Annotated in this window: 16 protein-coding genes, 1 pseudogene and 1 riboswitch; of the genes and pseudogenes, 1 reads left to right on the forward strand and 16 read right to left on the reverse strand. The window is 48.0% G+C overall.

Going from position 1 to position 15,564, the window contains the following annotated elements; genetic code table 11:
• Positions 1–3: 3 nt before the first annotated feature.
• The 15 genes and pseudogenes from M2387_RS22870 to M2387_RS22940 all read right to left on the reverse strand — a co-directional run.
• Positions 4–789, reverse strand: a pseudogene (locus M2387_RS22870) (cytochrome c-type biogenesis protein CcmH); the annotation flags it as partial.
• A complete protein-coding gene (locus M2387_RS22875; RefSeq protein ID WP_259052872.1) occupies positions 786–1,343 on the reverse strand; it encodes a DsbE family thiol:disulfide interchange protein in 558 nt (185 codons plus the stop codon). The pseudogene M2387_RS22870 and the gene M2387_RS22875, both read right to left, overlap by 4 nt.
• Positions 1,333–3,276 (reverse strand): heme lyase CcmF/NrfE family subunit, encoded by a 1,944-nt coding sequence (locus tag M2387_RS22880; protein ID WP_259052873.1) that lies wholly within the window; start codon positions 3,274–3,276, stop codon positions 1,333–1,335. The genes M2387_RS22875 and M2387_RS22880 overlap by 11 nt, the downstream gene beginning before the upstream one ends.
• A complete protein-coding gene (gene ccmE / locus M2387_RS22885; RefSeq protein WP_259052874.1) occupies positions 3,273–3,752 on the reverse strand; it encodes a cytochrome c maturation protein CcmE in 480 nt (159 codons plus the stop codon). The genes M2387_RS22880 and ccmE overlap by 4 nt, the downstream gene beginning before the upstream one ends.
• Positions 3,749–3,940, reverse strand: a complete 192-nt coding sequence (ccmD, locus tag M2387_RS22890) for a heme exporter protein CcmD (RefSeq protein WP_259052875.1) — start codon at positions 3,938–3,940, stop codon at positions 3,749–3,751. The genes ccmE and ccmD overlap by 4 nt, the downstream gene beginning before the upstream one ends.
• The gene (locus tag M2387_RS22895) at positions 3,937–4,674 is read right to left on the reverse strand and encodes a heme ABC transporter permease (protein ID WP_259052957.1); all 738 of its coding nucleotides are present in this window, start codon (positions 4,672–4,674) and stop codon (positions 3,937–3,939) included. The genes ccmD and M2387_RS22895 overlap by 4 nt, the downstream gene beginning before the upstream one ends.
• Positions 4,675–4,713: 39 nt before the next feature.
• The gene (gene ccmB / locus M2387_RS22900; RefSeq protein WP_259052876.1) at positions 4,714–5,376 is read right to left on the reverse strand and encodes a heme exporter protein CcmB; all 663 of its coding nucleotides are present in this window, start codon (positions 5,374–5,376) and stop codon (positions 4,714–4,716) included.
• Positions 5,373–5,990, reverse strand: coding sequence for a cytochrome c biogenesis heme-transporting ATPase CcmA (gene ccmA, locus M2387_RS22905; protein ID WP_259052958.1), 618 nt, complete (start codon positions 5,988–5,990; stop codon positions 5,373–5,375). Before ccmA ends, ccmB begins: the two co-directional genes overlap by 4 nt.
• A 17-nt stretch (positions 5,991–6,007) precedes the next feature.
• Entirely contained in the window at positions 6,008–6,811 is an 804-nt protein-coding gene (locus tag M2387_RS22910) for a cytochrome c1 (protein ID WP_310572796.1), read from the reverse strand.
• 2 nt (positions 6,812–6,813) lie between these two features.
• On the reverse strand, positions 6,814–7,974 hold the full coding sequence (locus M2387_RS22915) for a cytochrome b (RefSeq protein ID WP_259052878.1): 1,161 nt from the start codon (positions 7,972–7,974) through the stop codon (positions 6,814–6,816).
• Position 7,975: 1 nt separating this feature from the next.
• Entirely contained in the window at positions 7,976–8,527 is a 552-nt protein-coding gene (petA, locus tag M2387_RS22920) for a ubiquinol-cytochrome c reductase iron-sulfur subunit (protein ID WP_259052879.1), read from the reverse strand.
• 27 nt (positions 8,528–8,554) lie between these two features.
• The gene (locus M2387_RS22925) at positions 8,555–8,995 is read right to left on the reverse strand and encodes a pseudoazurin (protein ID WP_259052880.1); all 441 of its coding nucleotides are present in this window, start codon (positions 8,993–8,995) and stop codon (positions 8,555–8,557) included.
• A gap of 10 nt (positions 8,996–9,005) precedes the next feature.
• Positions 9,006–9,821 carry an ABC transporter ATP-binding protein gene (locus tag M2387_RS22930; RefSeq protein WP_259052883.1) on the reverse strand — a complete coding sequence of 272 codons (816 nt, stop codon included), beginning with the start codon at positions 9,819–9,821 and terminating at the stop codon, positions 9,006–9,008.
• On the reverse strand, positions 9,818–10,897 hold the full coding sequence (locus M2387_RS22935; RefSeq protein WP_259052885.1) for a FecCD family ABC transporter permease: 1,080 nt from the start codon (positions 10,895–10,897) through the stop codon (positions 9,818–9,820). The genes M2387_RS22930 and M2387_RS22935 overlap by 4 nt, the downstream gene beginning before the upstream one ends.
• Positions 10,898–10,951: 54 nt before the next feature.
• Entirely contained in the window at positions 10,952–12,007 is a 1,056-nt protein-coding gene (locus M2387_RS22940) for an ABC transporter substrate-binding protein (protein WP_259052886.1), read from the reverse strand.
• A gap of 217 nt (positions 12,008–12,224) precedes the next feature.
• Positions 12,225–12,448, reverse strand: a riboswitch (cobalamin riboswitch).
• 1,237 nt (positions 12,449–13,685) lie between these two features.
• Between M2387_RS22940 and M2387_RS22945 the strand changes: the two genes are divergently transcribed.
• Complete coding sequence (locus tag M2387_RS22945) at positions 13,686–14,738, forward strand: hypothetical protein (protein WP_259052887.1); 1,053 nt, start codon at positions 13,686–13,688, stop codon at positions 14,736–14,738.
• Between the two features lie 306 nt (positions 14,739–15,044).
• Here M2387_RS22945 and M2387_RS25970 read toward each other — a convergent pair whose 3' ends face one another.
• Entirely contained in the window at positions 15,045–15,344 is a 300-nt protein-coding gene (locus tag M2387_RS25970) for an IS1 family transposase (RefSeq protein ID WP_409040289.1), read from the reverse strand.
• Positions 15,345–15,564 lie beyond the last annotated feature (220 nt).

Consider the following 15,564-nt stretch of genomic DNA (forward strand, 5'->3'; position numbering starts at 1 on the left):
AAAATAACTCTGCCTGGCATCGCGATTCAGAGGCTCAAGACGCAGAGCATTAGCATAGGCGTCGGCCGCCATTGCGACATCCCCTTCCATCATCCCGAGTCGGCCCAGCATTATCCAGCCTTCTACATTATCAGGAGCGCTTTTCAGACGGGTACGCAAACCCAGTATCAGATACGCCCTCTCTTCTTGATTAAGCGGTTCTCCCTGCACTGACAGGGCGCGTTTCAGCAACTCAGGCATTCGTGAACTCGCCTGTTGCAGGGTTTTTACCTGCTGATAGCTGCCGGTCTGGTCATAGCAGAGAATACCTATCCCCAGCGCAAGGCAAATCCCCGGAAGATAAAGAATTAATCCACTCTGTTTTCTCTCTGAGGGCGTTTTATCCGGAAATAATTCCTGTTTTAACCGCACACGCCGCTGCGCGCGTGTATAAATAACCCGGCATCCCAGAATAACAATGGCAACCGGTAGCCCCCATAACAGGAAGGTAAGCGGGTTTAACGGCGGGTCGTAGGTAACGAAATGGCCATAGCGCACCACCATATAATCGACGATTTCCTGATTACTTTTCCCTTCCTGTAACAGGTGAAAAACCTTCTGGCGCAGATCGGTCGCAATCATTGAGCTGGAGTCCGAAATGCTGTTGTTCTGGCATTTCGGACAGCGCAGTTGTTCCGTAAGTTGATGAAACCGCTGCTCCTGCGCTTCATCATTAAACGGCATCACATCAATGCTCGCCCATGCTGAACCGCAGATAATCAACATCAGCAGACCTGTTAAGGCCCTCATTTTTTCACGTCCTGACTATATTTTTGCCACAGAGGCCTGATGTCATTCTCCCAGACCTGATGATTGAGCGCACCGACATGGCGATAGCGAATAATCCCTTTTCCGTCGATCAGAAAAGTTTCCGGTGCACCATATACCCCCAGATCCAGACCGAGCATTCCGTTACCGTCAAACAAATTCAATGAATAAGGGTTACCCAGCTCTTTGAGCCAGGTTAGCGCTTTCTGGCGCTGGTCTTTGTAATTCAAACCTACCACGCGGATTTTCTGCGCGGAAAGTTGGTTAATAAACTGATGTTCAGCCCGGCAGGTTGGGCACCAGGTGGCCCAGATATTGAGCAATATCGGCTGCCCCTGTATCAGTATATCCGCCGGGTAATACTCGTCCGGGTTTTCCAGAGACTCGAGTATAAGAGGAGGAACCTGCTTATCAATCAGTACCGACTCAAGGTTATTTGGCTCATCATATTCAGCGCCACGCACCAGTTGCCATAACAGCAACGCCGCTATAGTGATAAAAATGATAAATGGAATCAGCAACAGATTAGGCTTCATGCTGCCCCTGCGTACTCTGATAACGACGCTTCCGATAACGCGGGTCAAGCATGCAAAATAGCCCTCCCAGCGCCATAAATAAGCCACCTGCCCAAATCCAGCGGATAAAGGGTTTATAAGACAGGCGTACAGCCCAGGCCTCGTTATCCAGCGCTTCACCGAGCACAGCGTACAAATCACGAGTCAGGCTTCCGTCAATCGCCGTTTCGGAGAGAATCGTTCCGGTGCGATCGTAGAAGCGTTTTTCCGCATGAAGCGTTGCTTCCTCCAGACCCTCCCGCGTTACGCCGATAGTGGCCAGGGTGCCACGATAGTTAGGGCCGGTGACAGGTTTAATCTCCTGGAAGGTAAAATGATATGAATGAATATCGATACTCTCCCCCACCGTCATACGAACGTCGCGCCCGATGCTGTAGTTCTGGCTGAAGGCAATACCGACAATCGTTATCGCAAGCCCGGCGTGAGCGGTCACCCTACCCCAGTCGCTAAAGGTTATTGCCGTTCCACGCGATAGCCGCTGAACAATATCCGCTACTGTCAGCATAAAGATCCAGCACGCCATAGCCAGCCCGACAGCCGCCTTCGCAACAACTTTCTCTTCAAATAACCACAGCAACAAAAACGGCAGAGTCAATGTACCGACTAGTACAATAAGAAGTAATTTCCATAGCTTACGTGGACGATCGCGTCCCCAGCGCACCAACGGCGCAACGCCCAGTAACAGTGAAAATGGCACCATCAGCCAGATAAACATGGTATTAAAAAACGGTTCGCCAATCGAAATACTGCCCAGCCCCAGTGACTTATGGACCAGTGGTAGTAAGGTTCCCAGCAGTACTGCCAGCATGGCAGTGATAAGCAACAGGTTATTACCCGCCAGCAGCGACTCGCGCGACCAGAGTGCATTATTGACCCTTGAGCGAATTTTATCTCCCCGCGTTGCGAACAGAAGCAGAGAGCCCCCGACAGTTACCACCATAAAGGCGAGAATAAATATCCCGCGCGACGGATCCGCCGCAAAAGCATGAACCGAAACCAATATCCCCGAACGCACAAGGAAGGTTCCCAGCAGACAAAGAGAAAATGTGCAAATAGCGAGCAGCAGCGTCCATACTTTAAAACTGGCACGCTGGTCGGTTACCGCCAGCGAATGCACCAGCGCAGTTCCGGTAAGCCACGGCATAAATGAGGCATTTTCCACCGGATCCCAAAACCACCAGCCTCCCCAGCCCAGTTCTGAATAGGCCCACACGGAACCCAGCACAATTCCAAGCGTCAGGAAAACCCATGCAGCCAGTGTCCAGGGGCGTGTGAATCGCGCAAAAGAGTGCTCCGGACACCCACTCAAGAGTTCGGCCATTGCAAATGCAAATACCACCGAGAATCCCACATACCCCATATATAACAGCGGCGGATGAAAAATCAGCCCTGAGGCTTGCAACAGCGGGTTAAGATCGCCCCCCTCAACAGGAAAATCAGGCAGCGTACGTGCAAAAGGATTAGAGGAAAACAGGATAAACAGCAGAAATCCGGCCGCGATCATCCCTAAGATCGCCAGCGCGCGGGCAACGATATCCAGCGGCACAGATCGGCTAAACAAGGCGACGGCAAAGGTCCACCCGCTCATCAAGAGTATCCATAACAGCAAAGAGCCCTCATGCCCGCCCCAGGTAGCCGCCACGCGATACCAGACAGGCAGTTGCGTACTGGAATGGCTGGCAACGTAACTCACAGAAAAATCATTGGTCACGAACGCATGGATAAGTATCAGAAATGCCCCGCCCACCAGCACAAATAATAGCCAGGAGAAAAACTGTGCCGAATGCATCATCCGCGTATCGCCGCGTGCGCCCCCCCAGAGCGGATAGACGCTAAGCAATAACGCGACGCCGAGCGCCAGGCAAAGCAAGCCATTGCCCATTTCCGGCATCATGACGACTTATCCTGAAGGTGGCTTTCCGGCCGAGGGTGATTTTTCTGCATCGCTTTTTCCACTTCCGGCGGCGTATAGTTTTCATCATGTCTGGCGAGCACTTCCGTCGCCTGAATATGATTTTCCCCGCCAAGCTCACCTTGCACCACAGCCGCCTGCCCTTCACGAAACAGATCCGGCAGGATCCCCTGGTAGGTCACAGTCACTACGCCTTCTGCATCATAGAGACTAAAATTCACCTTCAGAGACTGTGAGTCGCGACTTACACTATCCGGCATCACCATGCCACCGATACGCAGCCGCTGGCCCACTTCCGGTGGCCGATGCGTTTCACCTTTACCGTAAATCACTTCCCCCGGCGTATAGAAAAGATCGATCCCTGAACGCAGCGCATAGAGCGTCAGCAGCAGGGTCAGAGTGATGCCCACCAGCACCGCAAAGCCGCCCCATAAGCGATTTTTATACCGGGAATTCATTCTTCTGCTCTGCCTCTATTCCGGTTTCGCCTGCGGGCTATATTCCGCAAAATTATGCGATGCCGCATAGCGCTATCTATCACCAGAATCACAATGGGAATAAGGGTCATCGCTACCGCAAGCCAGACGTAAAAGCCGTAACGCCCCATGGCGAAAAAATCGCTCCATGTTGTAAATGCGCTGGTCATTGATGCCCTCTTTTTACCATCAACTCATCGACCCAAGGACGGCGTTTTTCCATGAGTAAAATCAGGTTACGCATACGCATCAGAGTCAGCGTAATGAAGAGCAGTAAATAGCCTGAAATCGATAAACGCAGCGGCATACGCATCATAGGATGAATACTTTCATGCATATTGGTGGAACCCTGATGCAGGGTATGCCACCACTCCACCGAGTAGTGAATAATCGGCAGATTAATCACGCCAATCAGTACCAGAATACCCGCAGCCCGTCCGGCCAGTGCCCGGTCGTCAAAAGCGTGCCACAGCGCAATGGCACCCAGATAGAGAAATAACAACACCAGTTCAGAGGTTAATCGGGCATCCCAGACCCACCAGGTTCCCCACATCGGTTTACCCCATACGGACCCGGTCACTAGCGCAATAAAGGTAAATACCGCACCAATCGGTGCCATAGCCGCCAGAGCCAGATTGGCCATTTTCACCCGCCAGACCAGGCCAATAAATGCGGCGACGGCCATTGCGCCATAAATTCCCATCGAGCCTATTGCTGCCGGTACGTGTAAATAAATGATGCGATAACTGTCCCCCTGCTGAGAGTCCGTAGGCGCAAAACCCAATCCCCAGCTCCAGCCAGCAGCCAGAAGCAGCGCGCTGGAAGCACCCATCCACGGAATCAGCCGACAACAGAGCTGATAGAGCTTAAGAGGTTCCGCCAGTTGATACCGTCTTTTCCACATCATTCAGTCACCAGACTCAGATAAACGCATAACAACCCCCTACTGCAAACTGATACGTAAGGCGGCGGCCGTTGCAAATGGACTTAATGTCGCGCTGCCGGTCAGCAGCGCGCCCAGAATTGCAATGTACTCTTCAACGGGAAGGCGCATAGAAGCCGCATCCATAGCGGCCGTCGCGAAAATAAGTACCGGGATAGTGAGTGGGAGAACCAGCACGCTTAACAGGACTCCGCTACGTTTTAGCCCGACCGTCAGCCCGACGCCGGGGCTACTGATAAAGCACAACGTTGGGGTGCCCAGTAATAGCGTAAGCGCCATGATTTGCCAGCCGTAAAAGTCCATCCCCAGCAGCATGGCGACCAGCGGAGAGAAGAAAAGTAACGGCAGTCCGGTCACCATCCAGTGGGCTATCATCTTCACCAGGACTACCACCGGTAACGGCAGCGGCAATAACAGCAATTGTTCGAGCGTGCCGTCCTGTAGGTCATCACGAAACAGGCGTTCCATCGCCAGTAGCAAAGATAGCAATGCAGTAACCCAGATAATGCCGGGTGCCAGGCGCGCCATAAGCTGTGGATCCGGGCCGATACTCAACGGGAACAACGTAATCACTATCAGGAAAAAGCACAGGGGATTGGCCACATCCATTCCATGACGAAACGCAACCCGCAGCTCAAAACCTAAGATTCGCCATATCATCATTCGGCCCTCTCACCGCTAAGCGCTATTTGGCGAATTTTATCGGCGGGTATATTCACGGACTGATGAGTGGTCATGATAACGCTCCCTCCCAGCCCGGTATGCTGTGACATGCGCTGCGTAAGACTCTCTACAGCACGGGTATCCAGGCCAGTAAAGGGTTCATCGAGGATCCAGAGCCTTGCACGGGTAAGCCAGAGACGCGCCAGGGCAACGCGGCGCTGCTGCCCGGCGGAAAGCTGGCTGACGGCGGTATCTTCATATCCGACAAGCCCCATCTTATCCAGCGCCTGAAAATAGTGCTGAAAATCGTCAGCCTGATGAAAAAAGCGCAGGTTCTCAAGCGCGGTGAGCCGGGTTTTGATGCCAGACTGATGGCCAATCCATACCAGGTTTTTATGGTAGTTATCGCGTATTTGATGCAGGGGTTTACCCTGCCAGCATACCTCGCCGACATCAGGGCGAGAGAGCCCGGTAAGTAAGCGTAACAGAGATGTTTTTCCGGCCCCATTCCCCCCGGTGATTTGAATCCATTCCCCTGCATTAACCCGGAAGGTTAAATCTTTAAACAAGACGCGCTCATCTCTCTCACAGCAGAGCTTTATGGCTTCAAGCATACTTCCCCCACTTACGCTCATTTCGGTGGGCGCCTCTTCATCCGTCGTAATATCCACAGTAGCCCCAGCATGATGGCCAGGTAGCCCATCACGTAAATTCCCTGCTCTCTTCGCTCTGAGAGGTTAGGGTCGGCGGCCCATGCCAGGAAGGCGGTAACATCCCTGGCATACTGCTCCTCAGTTTCAGCTTTTTGTGATAAAGGCTTCCATTGGATCTCACCGTCAGTCAGCGGCTTCGGCATATTTATAATGCCGCCTGCAAAGTAGCGATTAGCCTTGAGTTCAGGGTCATCAGGCAGATAGCCGGTTAATAACGCATAAACGTAATCCGCTCCCTGGTCGGTATAGGGCAGAAAGGCATCGAACAGGAATTGTGGGAAGCCGCGATCGTATGAACGGGCCCGGACGATATAGCTCAGGTCGACAGGTTCAACGCCATTATTAAGGTAGCGTGCTTCCTGTGAATTAAGATAAGGCGATAGAAAACTGTCATTTAGCGTACCGTCCCGCTCCCCCGTCTGACCGTCATCCTGAATCTCAGGAAACTGATAGCCGCTGGCGATACTTTTTGCCGCTTCAGGCGTGAGCTCCGGGCCGCCAGGCCTGGTCAGTGAACGAAAATTAAGGTGCTTCATACCGTGACAGGCGCGGCACTTCTCCTCGTAAACCTGTAAACCGCGCCGAAGCTGTTCTTTATCATACTGACCATTAATACCGCTGAAACTCCACTCCTGCCGTTCGGGGGTGGCCTCCTGCGCGCAGGCGGCATTCATCCCCAAAAGCGCAAAACACAGCATGCTGAATTTCAATAGTTGTTTCATCATTACTCCTGCTTTTCCAGAAAGCGACGGCAGGGCAAGACGAGCAAAAACCAGGCAAACCAGATCAGTGTTGAAAGCTGGGATGCCGCGCGGACCCAGCCCTCTTCATTACGAAAACCCTCGGTAAGATCGGGGCCTACCAGGGCTTTTGAGCCTAACCAGCCTAAAAAGCAGGCATTGAGGATCCATAGCCAGAATCCGCACTTCACCAGTTTGCTGCACTGACGAAAACGCGCCCGAGACGTATCAAGCCAGGGCAGAAAATAGAAAATGAGTACCGAGCCGCACATCGCAGCGAGTCCAATAAACTCGTTCGGGAAACAGCGCAGGATGGAGAAAAAGGGAAGGAAATACCATTCCGGTGCCACAACCGCAGGTGTCAGCGTGGGATCGGCGGGAATAAAGTTATCGGCACTGCTGAGATAGTGTGGCGCAAAGAATAAAAACCAGGCAAAGAGCATCAAAAAAAGGGTGATTTTGATGGCATCGAGATCGGTGATTTTAAAATCAAATAATAAGCTTCTCGACTCTTTCTCGCTAAACTGCTTTTTCATTGCCCGGGCAAAAGCCGACTGTACGGTGCGAATATGAAAAACCGTCACCACGAGGATCACAAAGGGAAGAAGAAAGTGGATCACGAAAAAACGGCCTAACATCGGTGTTCCTGGCGTATGCCCCCCGACTAAATAGGCGTAAAGGGTGTCTCCCACGAGCGGAATAGTCTGGACAAAACGTGTAATGACCGTTGCCGCCCAGTAGCTTTTTTGCCCCCAAATCAGGCTGTAACCAAGAAATGCGGTGATCATCAGCAGGATGTACAGCGTAACGCTAATGATCCACATTGTTGTCCAGGGCTTGCGGTAAACGTTGTAGTACATACCGCGGAAAATATGCAGATAGCAGGCAAAGAAAAAGAGTGATGCGCCAATAGAATGCATATTGCGCAGCAGTTCCCCATGGCGAACCGCGCGCATAATATGAATGATGGAATCAAATGCCAGTTCAGCCGTCGGCACATAAAACATCGCCAGAACAACACCCGTCAGGATCTGCACAGCAAGCATAACCAGCAGAATGCTACCGATAGCGAATACCCAGAGTCCGGCAGCCGAACGTGGAAAGGGAATACGCCAGCGCAGCGAATAAACAGGCTCAGTGCTCATTTCATGCGTCCTTGGTTCCGATACGTACAGCCTGACCACCCGCGTGAAAAACGTAGTCAGGGATTGCCAGGTTAGCCGTTGCCGGGCCTCGCGTGACGCGCCCGGAGCTATCAAACTCCGATCCGTGGCAGGGACAAACCCAGCCCTGTCCTTCTGCCCGGGCGTTAGGTACACATCCGGCATGCGGGCAGTAACCCTCAACCACCAGCCATTGAGGATAATCGGCATTGACCCTCTCGCTATCTGACTGAGGGTGGATAAACCGGTTCCCGTCGGCATTTCGGGCGGCAATAATTTCCTCTGGTGTGCGATGGCGAATCAGGATGACCTTGCCCTGCCATACGCGCCTGGCCGTTTGCCCGGCGGCAATACCCGCGAGAGAAACATCAATGGGTTCATTCTCTCCCTGTAGTTTCTCATCCGGGCCTAAGGCGGAAACCAGTGGCCAGGCGGCCGCAACGATACCCGCCGCACCAACGAATTTGGTCAGTTTGCACAGGCATTCCCGGCGCTGTTCCTGAATGTCGTCATCTGCATGCTTATTATCTGCCACCGCGTATTTCCTCCTGAGTCTCGCGAATTACTTTTTGTCGATACGCGAGTAAATTTCCTGGAAGCGCTTATCCGCAATTCCCGGGGCTTTAAATGCCCGGTAGCTGTCCGGCAAAGTGGCATCACCAACCTTAATTAACATCACCATGCCCTGGGCATAGTGTGGCGTACATTTGATGCCGTAAAATCCGGCATCGTCATACTTCACCTCAATCTCTTCGTCTATTTTCCCCATAAACCCCGGGTAATTAGCGGGCGATAATTCGGCAATGGAGGCCGCATTGTGGCTCTTATGCTTACGAATAAACTTCACCGTATCGCCGGGCTCGATCTCCAGATAATCCGGCTCATAGATCATGGGTCCGGCCGTGCCTCGGTTCTTCATTAATACTTCGTGCGTTTGTGCAAAAGCTGAAGAGGCGATAGCAAGCAAGCACAGAACTTTCAGGCTCTGTTTCAGGTATTTCATCGGTTAGTCCTTATAATTCATCAGGTCTTTGATAACGAATAAAACAGTTTTTATTGCCCGCTTCACGTTCAACAACCGCGTTAACGCCAAACCAGGACTGGAGATTTTCACGGGTAAAAACGGAGCAAGGGGCTCCCTCCATCGCCATGCGTCCGGACTTCATGACGATAATGCGATCGCAGAACATCGCGGCATGATTGAGGTCGTGTAAAGCAGCAATCACGGTGAGTTTTTCGCGCTTCACCAGACTGAGCAGACCTATCTGATGTTGAATATCGAGGTGGTTGGTGGGTTCATCCATTAATAACAACTGCGGCTGTTGGGCCAGCGCCCGGGCAATATGCAGGCGCTGCTTTTCACCCCCGGAAAAGGTATGCCAGCTACGATGCTGCAACTCATGGAGATCGACCTTCTCCAGCATGGTTTGCACAATATCGTCGTCTTTGGCAGACCAGGGAGAAAGCAGGCTCAGCCAGGGGGTTCGCCCCAGAGAAACCGCTTGTAGTGCGGTAAGTCGCTCACTGGTTTCAGCCTGTTGTTCAACCAGCGCTACCTGCTGTGCCAGATGACGACGCGAGTATTGCTGGAGCGCCTTTTGCTGCAGAGTTACCTGTCCGGAGGAAGGTTTCAGTAAACCGGCAAGCAATGAAATAAGTGACGTTTTACCCGAACCGTTGGGACCAATGATTCCGACGAACTCACCTGGAGTGACGTTAAGCGAAATATCATTAACGATAGTCTTACTCTTTACCTTCCAGTGCAGATTACGCGCTTCAATCACGGCTTGCCTGGAGCGAACGGGTGGCGGTGCCAGATTCACTATCATTGGGTCCTGTTACCTCTAATTAGAATAATTGCAAAGGCGGGAGCGCCAACCAGCGCGGTAATCACACCTATCGGCAGTACCTGACCGGGTAGTAATGTGCGGGAAATAACGTCGGCGATAATGAGAAAAATGGCACCGGTGAGTGCGCTAACGGGCAGTAATCGATGGTGTTGATTACCCACCAGCAGGCGAGCCGCATGAGGAATCACCAGGCCGACAAAGCCTATCGCCCCCACAATTGAAACCATAATTGCTGTCATACCGGTCACCGCGGCAATAAGGACTATTCGGGTGCGCTTTACCGGAATACCGAGCGATGCCGCAGACTCTGCGCCAAAAGAAAATGCGTCGAGATGACGGGCATAGCAAAAACACAACAGGATCCCGACCAGGGCGGTAGGGATAGCTAAAATCACATCGGGCCAGCGAACTCCACTCAAGTTGCCTAGTAGCCAGAACATAATACCGCGTGCCTGCTCGGCGTTGGCTGAATGGGTGATAACCAGCGAGGTAATCGCATTGAAGAGCTGGGAGCTTGCAATCCCGGCCAGAATAATTTGCGTTGTGATCCCCCCTCCCTGGCGGCCACCCGCGGCCATTGCCAGTAGAGCGACAAACAGAAAGGCCGTTAGCGCACCAATAAAAGCGCCCAATGACATACTGACTATCCCGGCGCCAAGCCCGGTGAGAGCAATCAGTACCGCACCGGTGGAGGCCCCGGCAGAAATACCCAGAAGGTAGGGTTCTGCCAGCGCATTACGCAGCAGTGACTGAAGCACTACTCCGGAAACCGCCAGGCAAGCGCCGCAGCTGGCCGAGACCAGCGCCCGGGTGAGACGATAATTCCAGACGATCCCGGCATCCAGGGCATCGACGGGATAGGCTGTACCCAAAAAATGGTTTGCCAGAGTACTGAGTACATGTCTCCAGGGGATAACAGTTTCACCAATGGAGATCCCTGCCAGCAGTACACCGCACATCAGTACGCTAACCCAAAGGGCATGCCCACCCACTCTCACCATCAGCCGACTGACTACAGGATACATTCTGCGAGAACCACGCTTGATTAGCTGCATTTCTGATTACCTGAAATGCGCGATACCCGAACAAGATATCGCGCAAAACCTGGATTAATGAGCGGCCTGCGGGTGCGCTAAGCCATATTCAACCAGGGCATTAGCTAGTTTTTCCACCCCATCAATGGTTCTTATCCCGGCATTCATGGCCTGGACATCAATGACCGGCAGGTGGTTTTCTTTAACGGCTGGAAGCAGTTTGGTGACAGGATCAGACTTGAGATATTCCATCTTTATCTTCCAGTCATCCGCCGGGAAACGGCGACGGCTCATATCACCGAGCACAATCACCGAAGGATTCGCTTTAGCGATAGTTTCCCAGCCGACCGTTGGCCACTCTTCAGCAGAATCAATGACATTTTTCACCCCCAGAGTCTGGGCAATCCATGCTGCTGGTCCCAGCTTTCCGGCAACATAAGGGTCAAGCTGTAAGTCCGCGCTGGAAAACCAAAACACGGCGGAGACATTGTTATCCATACCCGCAATGCTGCTTTTCGCCGCGGCTTCACGCGCTTTAAGGCTGGCAATTAACGCCTCACCTTTGTCCTGAACATCAAAGATTTTCGCCAGATCGGCGACTTCCTGATACACCATGGCAATATCAAACATGCCCTTACGGACACCATCGCCGCCGTCTTCGTTATCTTTTGCGCAGTCAGCAGGCGCGGTGTAAACAGGGATATTGAGTTCATCAAACTGCTCATAAGAGGCAACCGTACCCGCAGAACCGATTTGCCACTCAAACTGGCTGGCGATTAAATCCGGTTTTGTCGCAACAATGCCTTCAAAGCTGGGAATATTTTGCGCAATAACAGCGATTTTCTCGTTAGCCGGTTTATAAGCCTCCAGTACCGGGCCAAACCAGAGCGAAGTCCCCACTACGCTATCGGCAAGACCGAGTGAATAAAGGATTTCCGTGCTGTTCTGACCAACAGTTGCCACCCGCGCGGGTGCATGATTGAAAGTAATATCGCGACCACAGTTTTTAATCGTCAGAGGGTATTCGGTTTTTGCCGCACTTGAAAAACCAGAGGTAAGCAGCAGAGCAGTACCACTGACAATAGCCAGAAGTATTTTTTTAGAGGTGAAAGAGGTAGAATTCGCGTGCATTATCATCGTCCCGTTTATGCCAGAACCTGAAGGCCTGGCCATGGCTCATTTCGTTCTATATCGGGAGGAGACATGAAGATAGATGACAATAAATCGCGCGATTCAAGAACAAAGGGATCCTGGAAAGCAAATAAGCTTACTTAATCTGAGATCTTATTCATAAATACACTGCTGTCTATGTCAAATAATCATTCCATGGACCATCCCGTCCACTCAATGGTATACAACGTTGACAACAGGTCTCCTGACTCACGGTAATCAGAATATCAGCCTTCCCATAAAGACGCGCTTTACAGTGACCAGCGGTTAATTAACCGCTCAAGGATATTCTGCATCCGCCTACAGTTGCGGGGGCAGTTATGGCATTGAATTAAATCATTCTCACCATATTCCTATTCAAAACAAAAATTGTAATGAAATGCTGTCAAAAGCGACTCTAACGGCAATTGTTAATAAGGTCAACCACTTGAAAAACCTGGATATATGTCACATAAAAAATAAATAACCTTATTATACAAGTGGTTATATTGGTGGGTATTTTTAACAATGAAATCTGAAAATAATAATAATAATCTAAATGAGAATTTATTGATGTTTATCAAATTATACGTGCGATTTTATTATTACGAGTTAAGCATGTTGATTATCATCAAAAATACAATTAATTAACATTTGGGTTTACCTAAATTAAATTTAATATAGCTATGTTGTAAAACACCATGGGTTTATAAATAACCTGCAGAGAAGATAATGATAATAATATTCAGCTAAAAATTAAAATTCCTGAGAGCTCAATACTGAGCATAATTAATACATTCCCGAGTACATATTTTGCGCATGTCAATCTGAGTATTCATGTCTCAATGCAGGCTTTAAATCAGAAAACGCCATTCCCAGGCCGTCAGGTTCAGAGGTTTTTACAGAGACGTCTGCCCTGAATCTGATTTACTCAACAAAATCCTCACCATTTCCAGTGATGTTTTCAGAAAGCTTACCATTTTTATCTGTGACAGCTTATTGGTCGCTGGGCTAGTATAAAGGGCTTCTTTTGGTCGCTTTGGATAACCAAGGTGTGGTTACCCGTTTATCTGTCAAAGAAGAACCGCGTTAGCGGCTAAGTGATACTCAATAAGAATAATAACTAAAATCACAATAAACTTTAAATTCAATGGATTAATTAAATCATGTCGATGACTGACAACAAAAATTTAGATGCGCACACCCCCATGATGCATTGGGGTGTGCGCATTGATAAATAAAGATATTTATAACAACAGTCAGAAAAACAATAGTTTAACCTACATTTAATTAATTTACTGCATTGTACAAAAATCATACCCGTCTAAAATGGTGTACAAAATTATGAAAGCACTATATTGAAACAATGAGAAGTGGACAAAAAATTTCCACATGAAATTCTTTAGAAAAGAATTAGACTCTTTACAAGAATAAGTCAATAATTACGACTAAGAAAAACATCATTAATTATATTTATATCTCAAGGGGCATACTAAACCTTTTTATCCTTCATAAAAATATCACCATAGAGATTACCTATATAATTTATATCTGATTTTCATGTCATTTAAGAAAAAAAACATTTACTCAAGAGCATTTTAAAGTAAGATAGCGGTGAAACTTTCAAATAATATGGTTTTCATTCATAAGGAATCTACCTGTGTCTCATATAAATAAAATAGAGCAAAACATCCTCTACACACAAAAAAAAATTAAATATTATTTATATTTAAGAGAATTTAAACTCAAAGAGTTTTATTTTATGCATCTGAATTTCCCAGGAAATAAATATACCTTACCTAAAGAGACTCAGATTTTTTCGGATGCGTTACTACAGGGAATGGCTACGCTTATAGATTATTATTTCATATGGGTTTCGATGAAGCTAGGATGTCAAAATGAAAACATTGTAAAAATACAGTATAAATCTTTTGATGATAATCAAATCATTAATTCCTATAATAGAGCAAATAAATCTCAGTTTAACACTACTACTTTGATAATAAATGAAATTAATTCGGAAATCCTGAAGCTTTCAGGTAAAAAAAGTAGTGAAGTAATAATTCATAATTATTGGGCATATTATTTCAAGTACGCCATATGCTCTGAGATTTCTAAGTGGGGAGCTTCTTTCAAAACTACGCAGTCAGAGAGAAGTGATGAATATGAGAATTTAGTCGGTGATGTCGTGTTTAAATATTACACTTATTTAAACCCTTTCTTTTCTAATTATAATTACTCTATGGCAGGAGCAAAGTACAATATATATCTTACCATTAACAATTACCTCAAGCATAATACAGTACCTATTATAATCCCAAGCATTCTTAACTTCGGCGAGGAAAAGAGAATTTTCTCTCATTTTGAAATAAAAAATGAAGACTCATTTTTCTTAAAGGATAGCTTGTTAAAAAATATACTTACGCATGATTTTGAATCTCTAAAAAAAGAACTTGATAATAAATCGGCTCAAAAAAACAAAGATTACCCTGAGCAATCTCCTATTATGAATACTTCCTTTATTGATTTCATTAAATTAGACAAAGTTAATGGCCACATTAACGAGACTGATGGATCACTATTATTTTTTTTAGATGGAGTTTCATTTACAAAAACCAAAAACTCACTATTAATAGATGCTGGCTATAGTTTAAAAGAAACAATATTCACTTTATTTAGAACAATAGAAGATGGTATGAAAACCATTTTTTAACATAACAATAAGCAGAAATCATCTTTAATGATGGTATAGCTAAGACTCATATAACATGACTACTTCCACAGACTAAAACATAGTGTCATTTAGCGTTAACACTTAGAGTAAAATATGATAACAAACACACCTAAAATATCATCTAGAATTAAAAATAGATATTTAATCTACCACTAACGGATCTCTTCATATTGGGTGATGCATCCGCTTTATTGGTGGTGATTGTTCAGATAATGACCTTGTCATGTAATTCCGGTTATCTTGAGAACGACAGTGACCTTCTTATCCGCATTGCTAGGTATTGCCTCAAGTTCTGATTATGTCGTTCAGTACGTTACATATATTACTTGCTGATAATGTAGATTTTCCTTGCTCATGGGCTTCATAAAACAGCAGGTCACCCGTCATCCAGAACATTATGTCGAACGCAAAAAGTAGCGCCAGAAGACGCTCCAGCATTTCTATGGTTCTCTTTCCGAAGACATGAGCAACAACTTTCTTACGCATCCGGTCATACGCGTTATCGGGCTTAAGTCCGCGTGTAAAGCACTGCTCATCTATTTCCGCACAAGCAATGGTATCAATAGGGGGATATCCGGCAGACAACTCAGGATGAGTTTAGTTTTTTAAGTGACACAAGACAGTATTTAGACTATTCACCATAATGCAAGCTGTTGCGCGTTACAGCAGACCATTCATTGCCATATCAATGATGCCCTAGCAATTACCCGATAGGATTTCTGAGTGAAACGAAACGTGAAGGTTCTGTTTCACAGGAGCCAAAGATAACGCCAATGTACTGACTGAGAAGATCTGAAGATGATGA

The organism is Klebsiella sp. BIGb0407 (assembly GCF_024807845.1).
Classification (GTDB): Bacteria; Pseudomonadota; Gammaproteobacteria; order Enterobacterales; family Enterobacteriaceae; genus JGM124.

Excerpts from the sequence above, each read along its gene's own strand:
- M2387_RS22935 (WP_259052885.1), bottom strand. The coding sequence starts at position 10,897 with ATGCAGCTAATCAAGCGTGGTTCTCGCAGAATGTATCCTGTAGTCAGT.
- M2387_RS22910 (WP_310572796.1), bottom strand. The coding sequence starts at position 6,811 with ATGAAACAACTATTGAAATTCAGCATGCTGTGTTTTGCGCTTTTGGGG.
- ccmE (WP_259052874.1), bottom strand. The coding sequence starts at position 3,752 with ATGAATTCCCGGTATAAAAATCGCTTATGGGGCGGCTTTGCGGTGCTG.
- M2387_RS22880 (WP_259052873.1), bottom strand. The coding sequence starts at position 3,276 with ATGATGCCGGAAATGGGCAATGGCTTGCTTTGCCTGGCGCTCGGCGTC.
- ccmD (WP_259052875.1), bottom strand. The coding sequence starts at position 3,940 with ATGACCAGCGCATTTACAACATGGAGCGATTTTTTCGCCATGGGGCGT.
- M2387_RS22930 (WP_259052883.1), bottom strand. The coding sequence starts at position 9,821 with ATGATAGTGAATCTGGCACCGCCACCCGTTCGCTCCAGGCAAGCCGTG.
- M2387_RS22915 (WP_259052878.1), bottom strand. The coding sequence starts at position 7,974 with ATGAGCACTGAGCCTGTTTATTCGCTGCGCTGGCGTATTCCCTTTCCA.
- M2387_RS22940 (WP_259052886.1), bottom strand. The coding sequence starts at position 12,007 with ATGCACGCGAATTCTACCTCTTTCACCTCTAAAAAAATACTTCTGGCT.
- M2387_RS22925 (WP_259052880.1), bottom strand. The coding sequence starts at position 8,995 with ATGAAATACCTGAAACAGAGCCTGAAAGTTCTGTGCTTGCTTGCTATC.
- ccmB (WP_259052876.1), bottom strand. The coding sequence starts at position 5,376 with ATGATGATATGGCGAATCTTAGGTTTTGAGCTGCGGGTTGCGTTTCGT.
- M2387_RS22895 (WP_259052957.1), bottom strand. The coding sequence starts at position 4,674 with ATGTGGAAAAGACGGTATCAACTGGCGGAACCTCTTAAGCTCTATCAG.
- ccmA (WP_259052958.1), bottom strand. The coding sequence starts at position 5,990 with ATGCTTGAAGCCATAAAGCTCTGCTGTGAGAGAGATGAGCGCGTCTTG.
- M2387_RS22875 (WP_259052872.1), bottom strand. The coding sequence starts at position 1,343 with ATGAAGCCTAATCTGTTGCTGATTCCATTTATCATTTTTATCACTATA.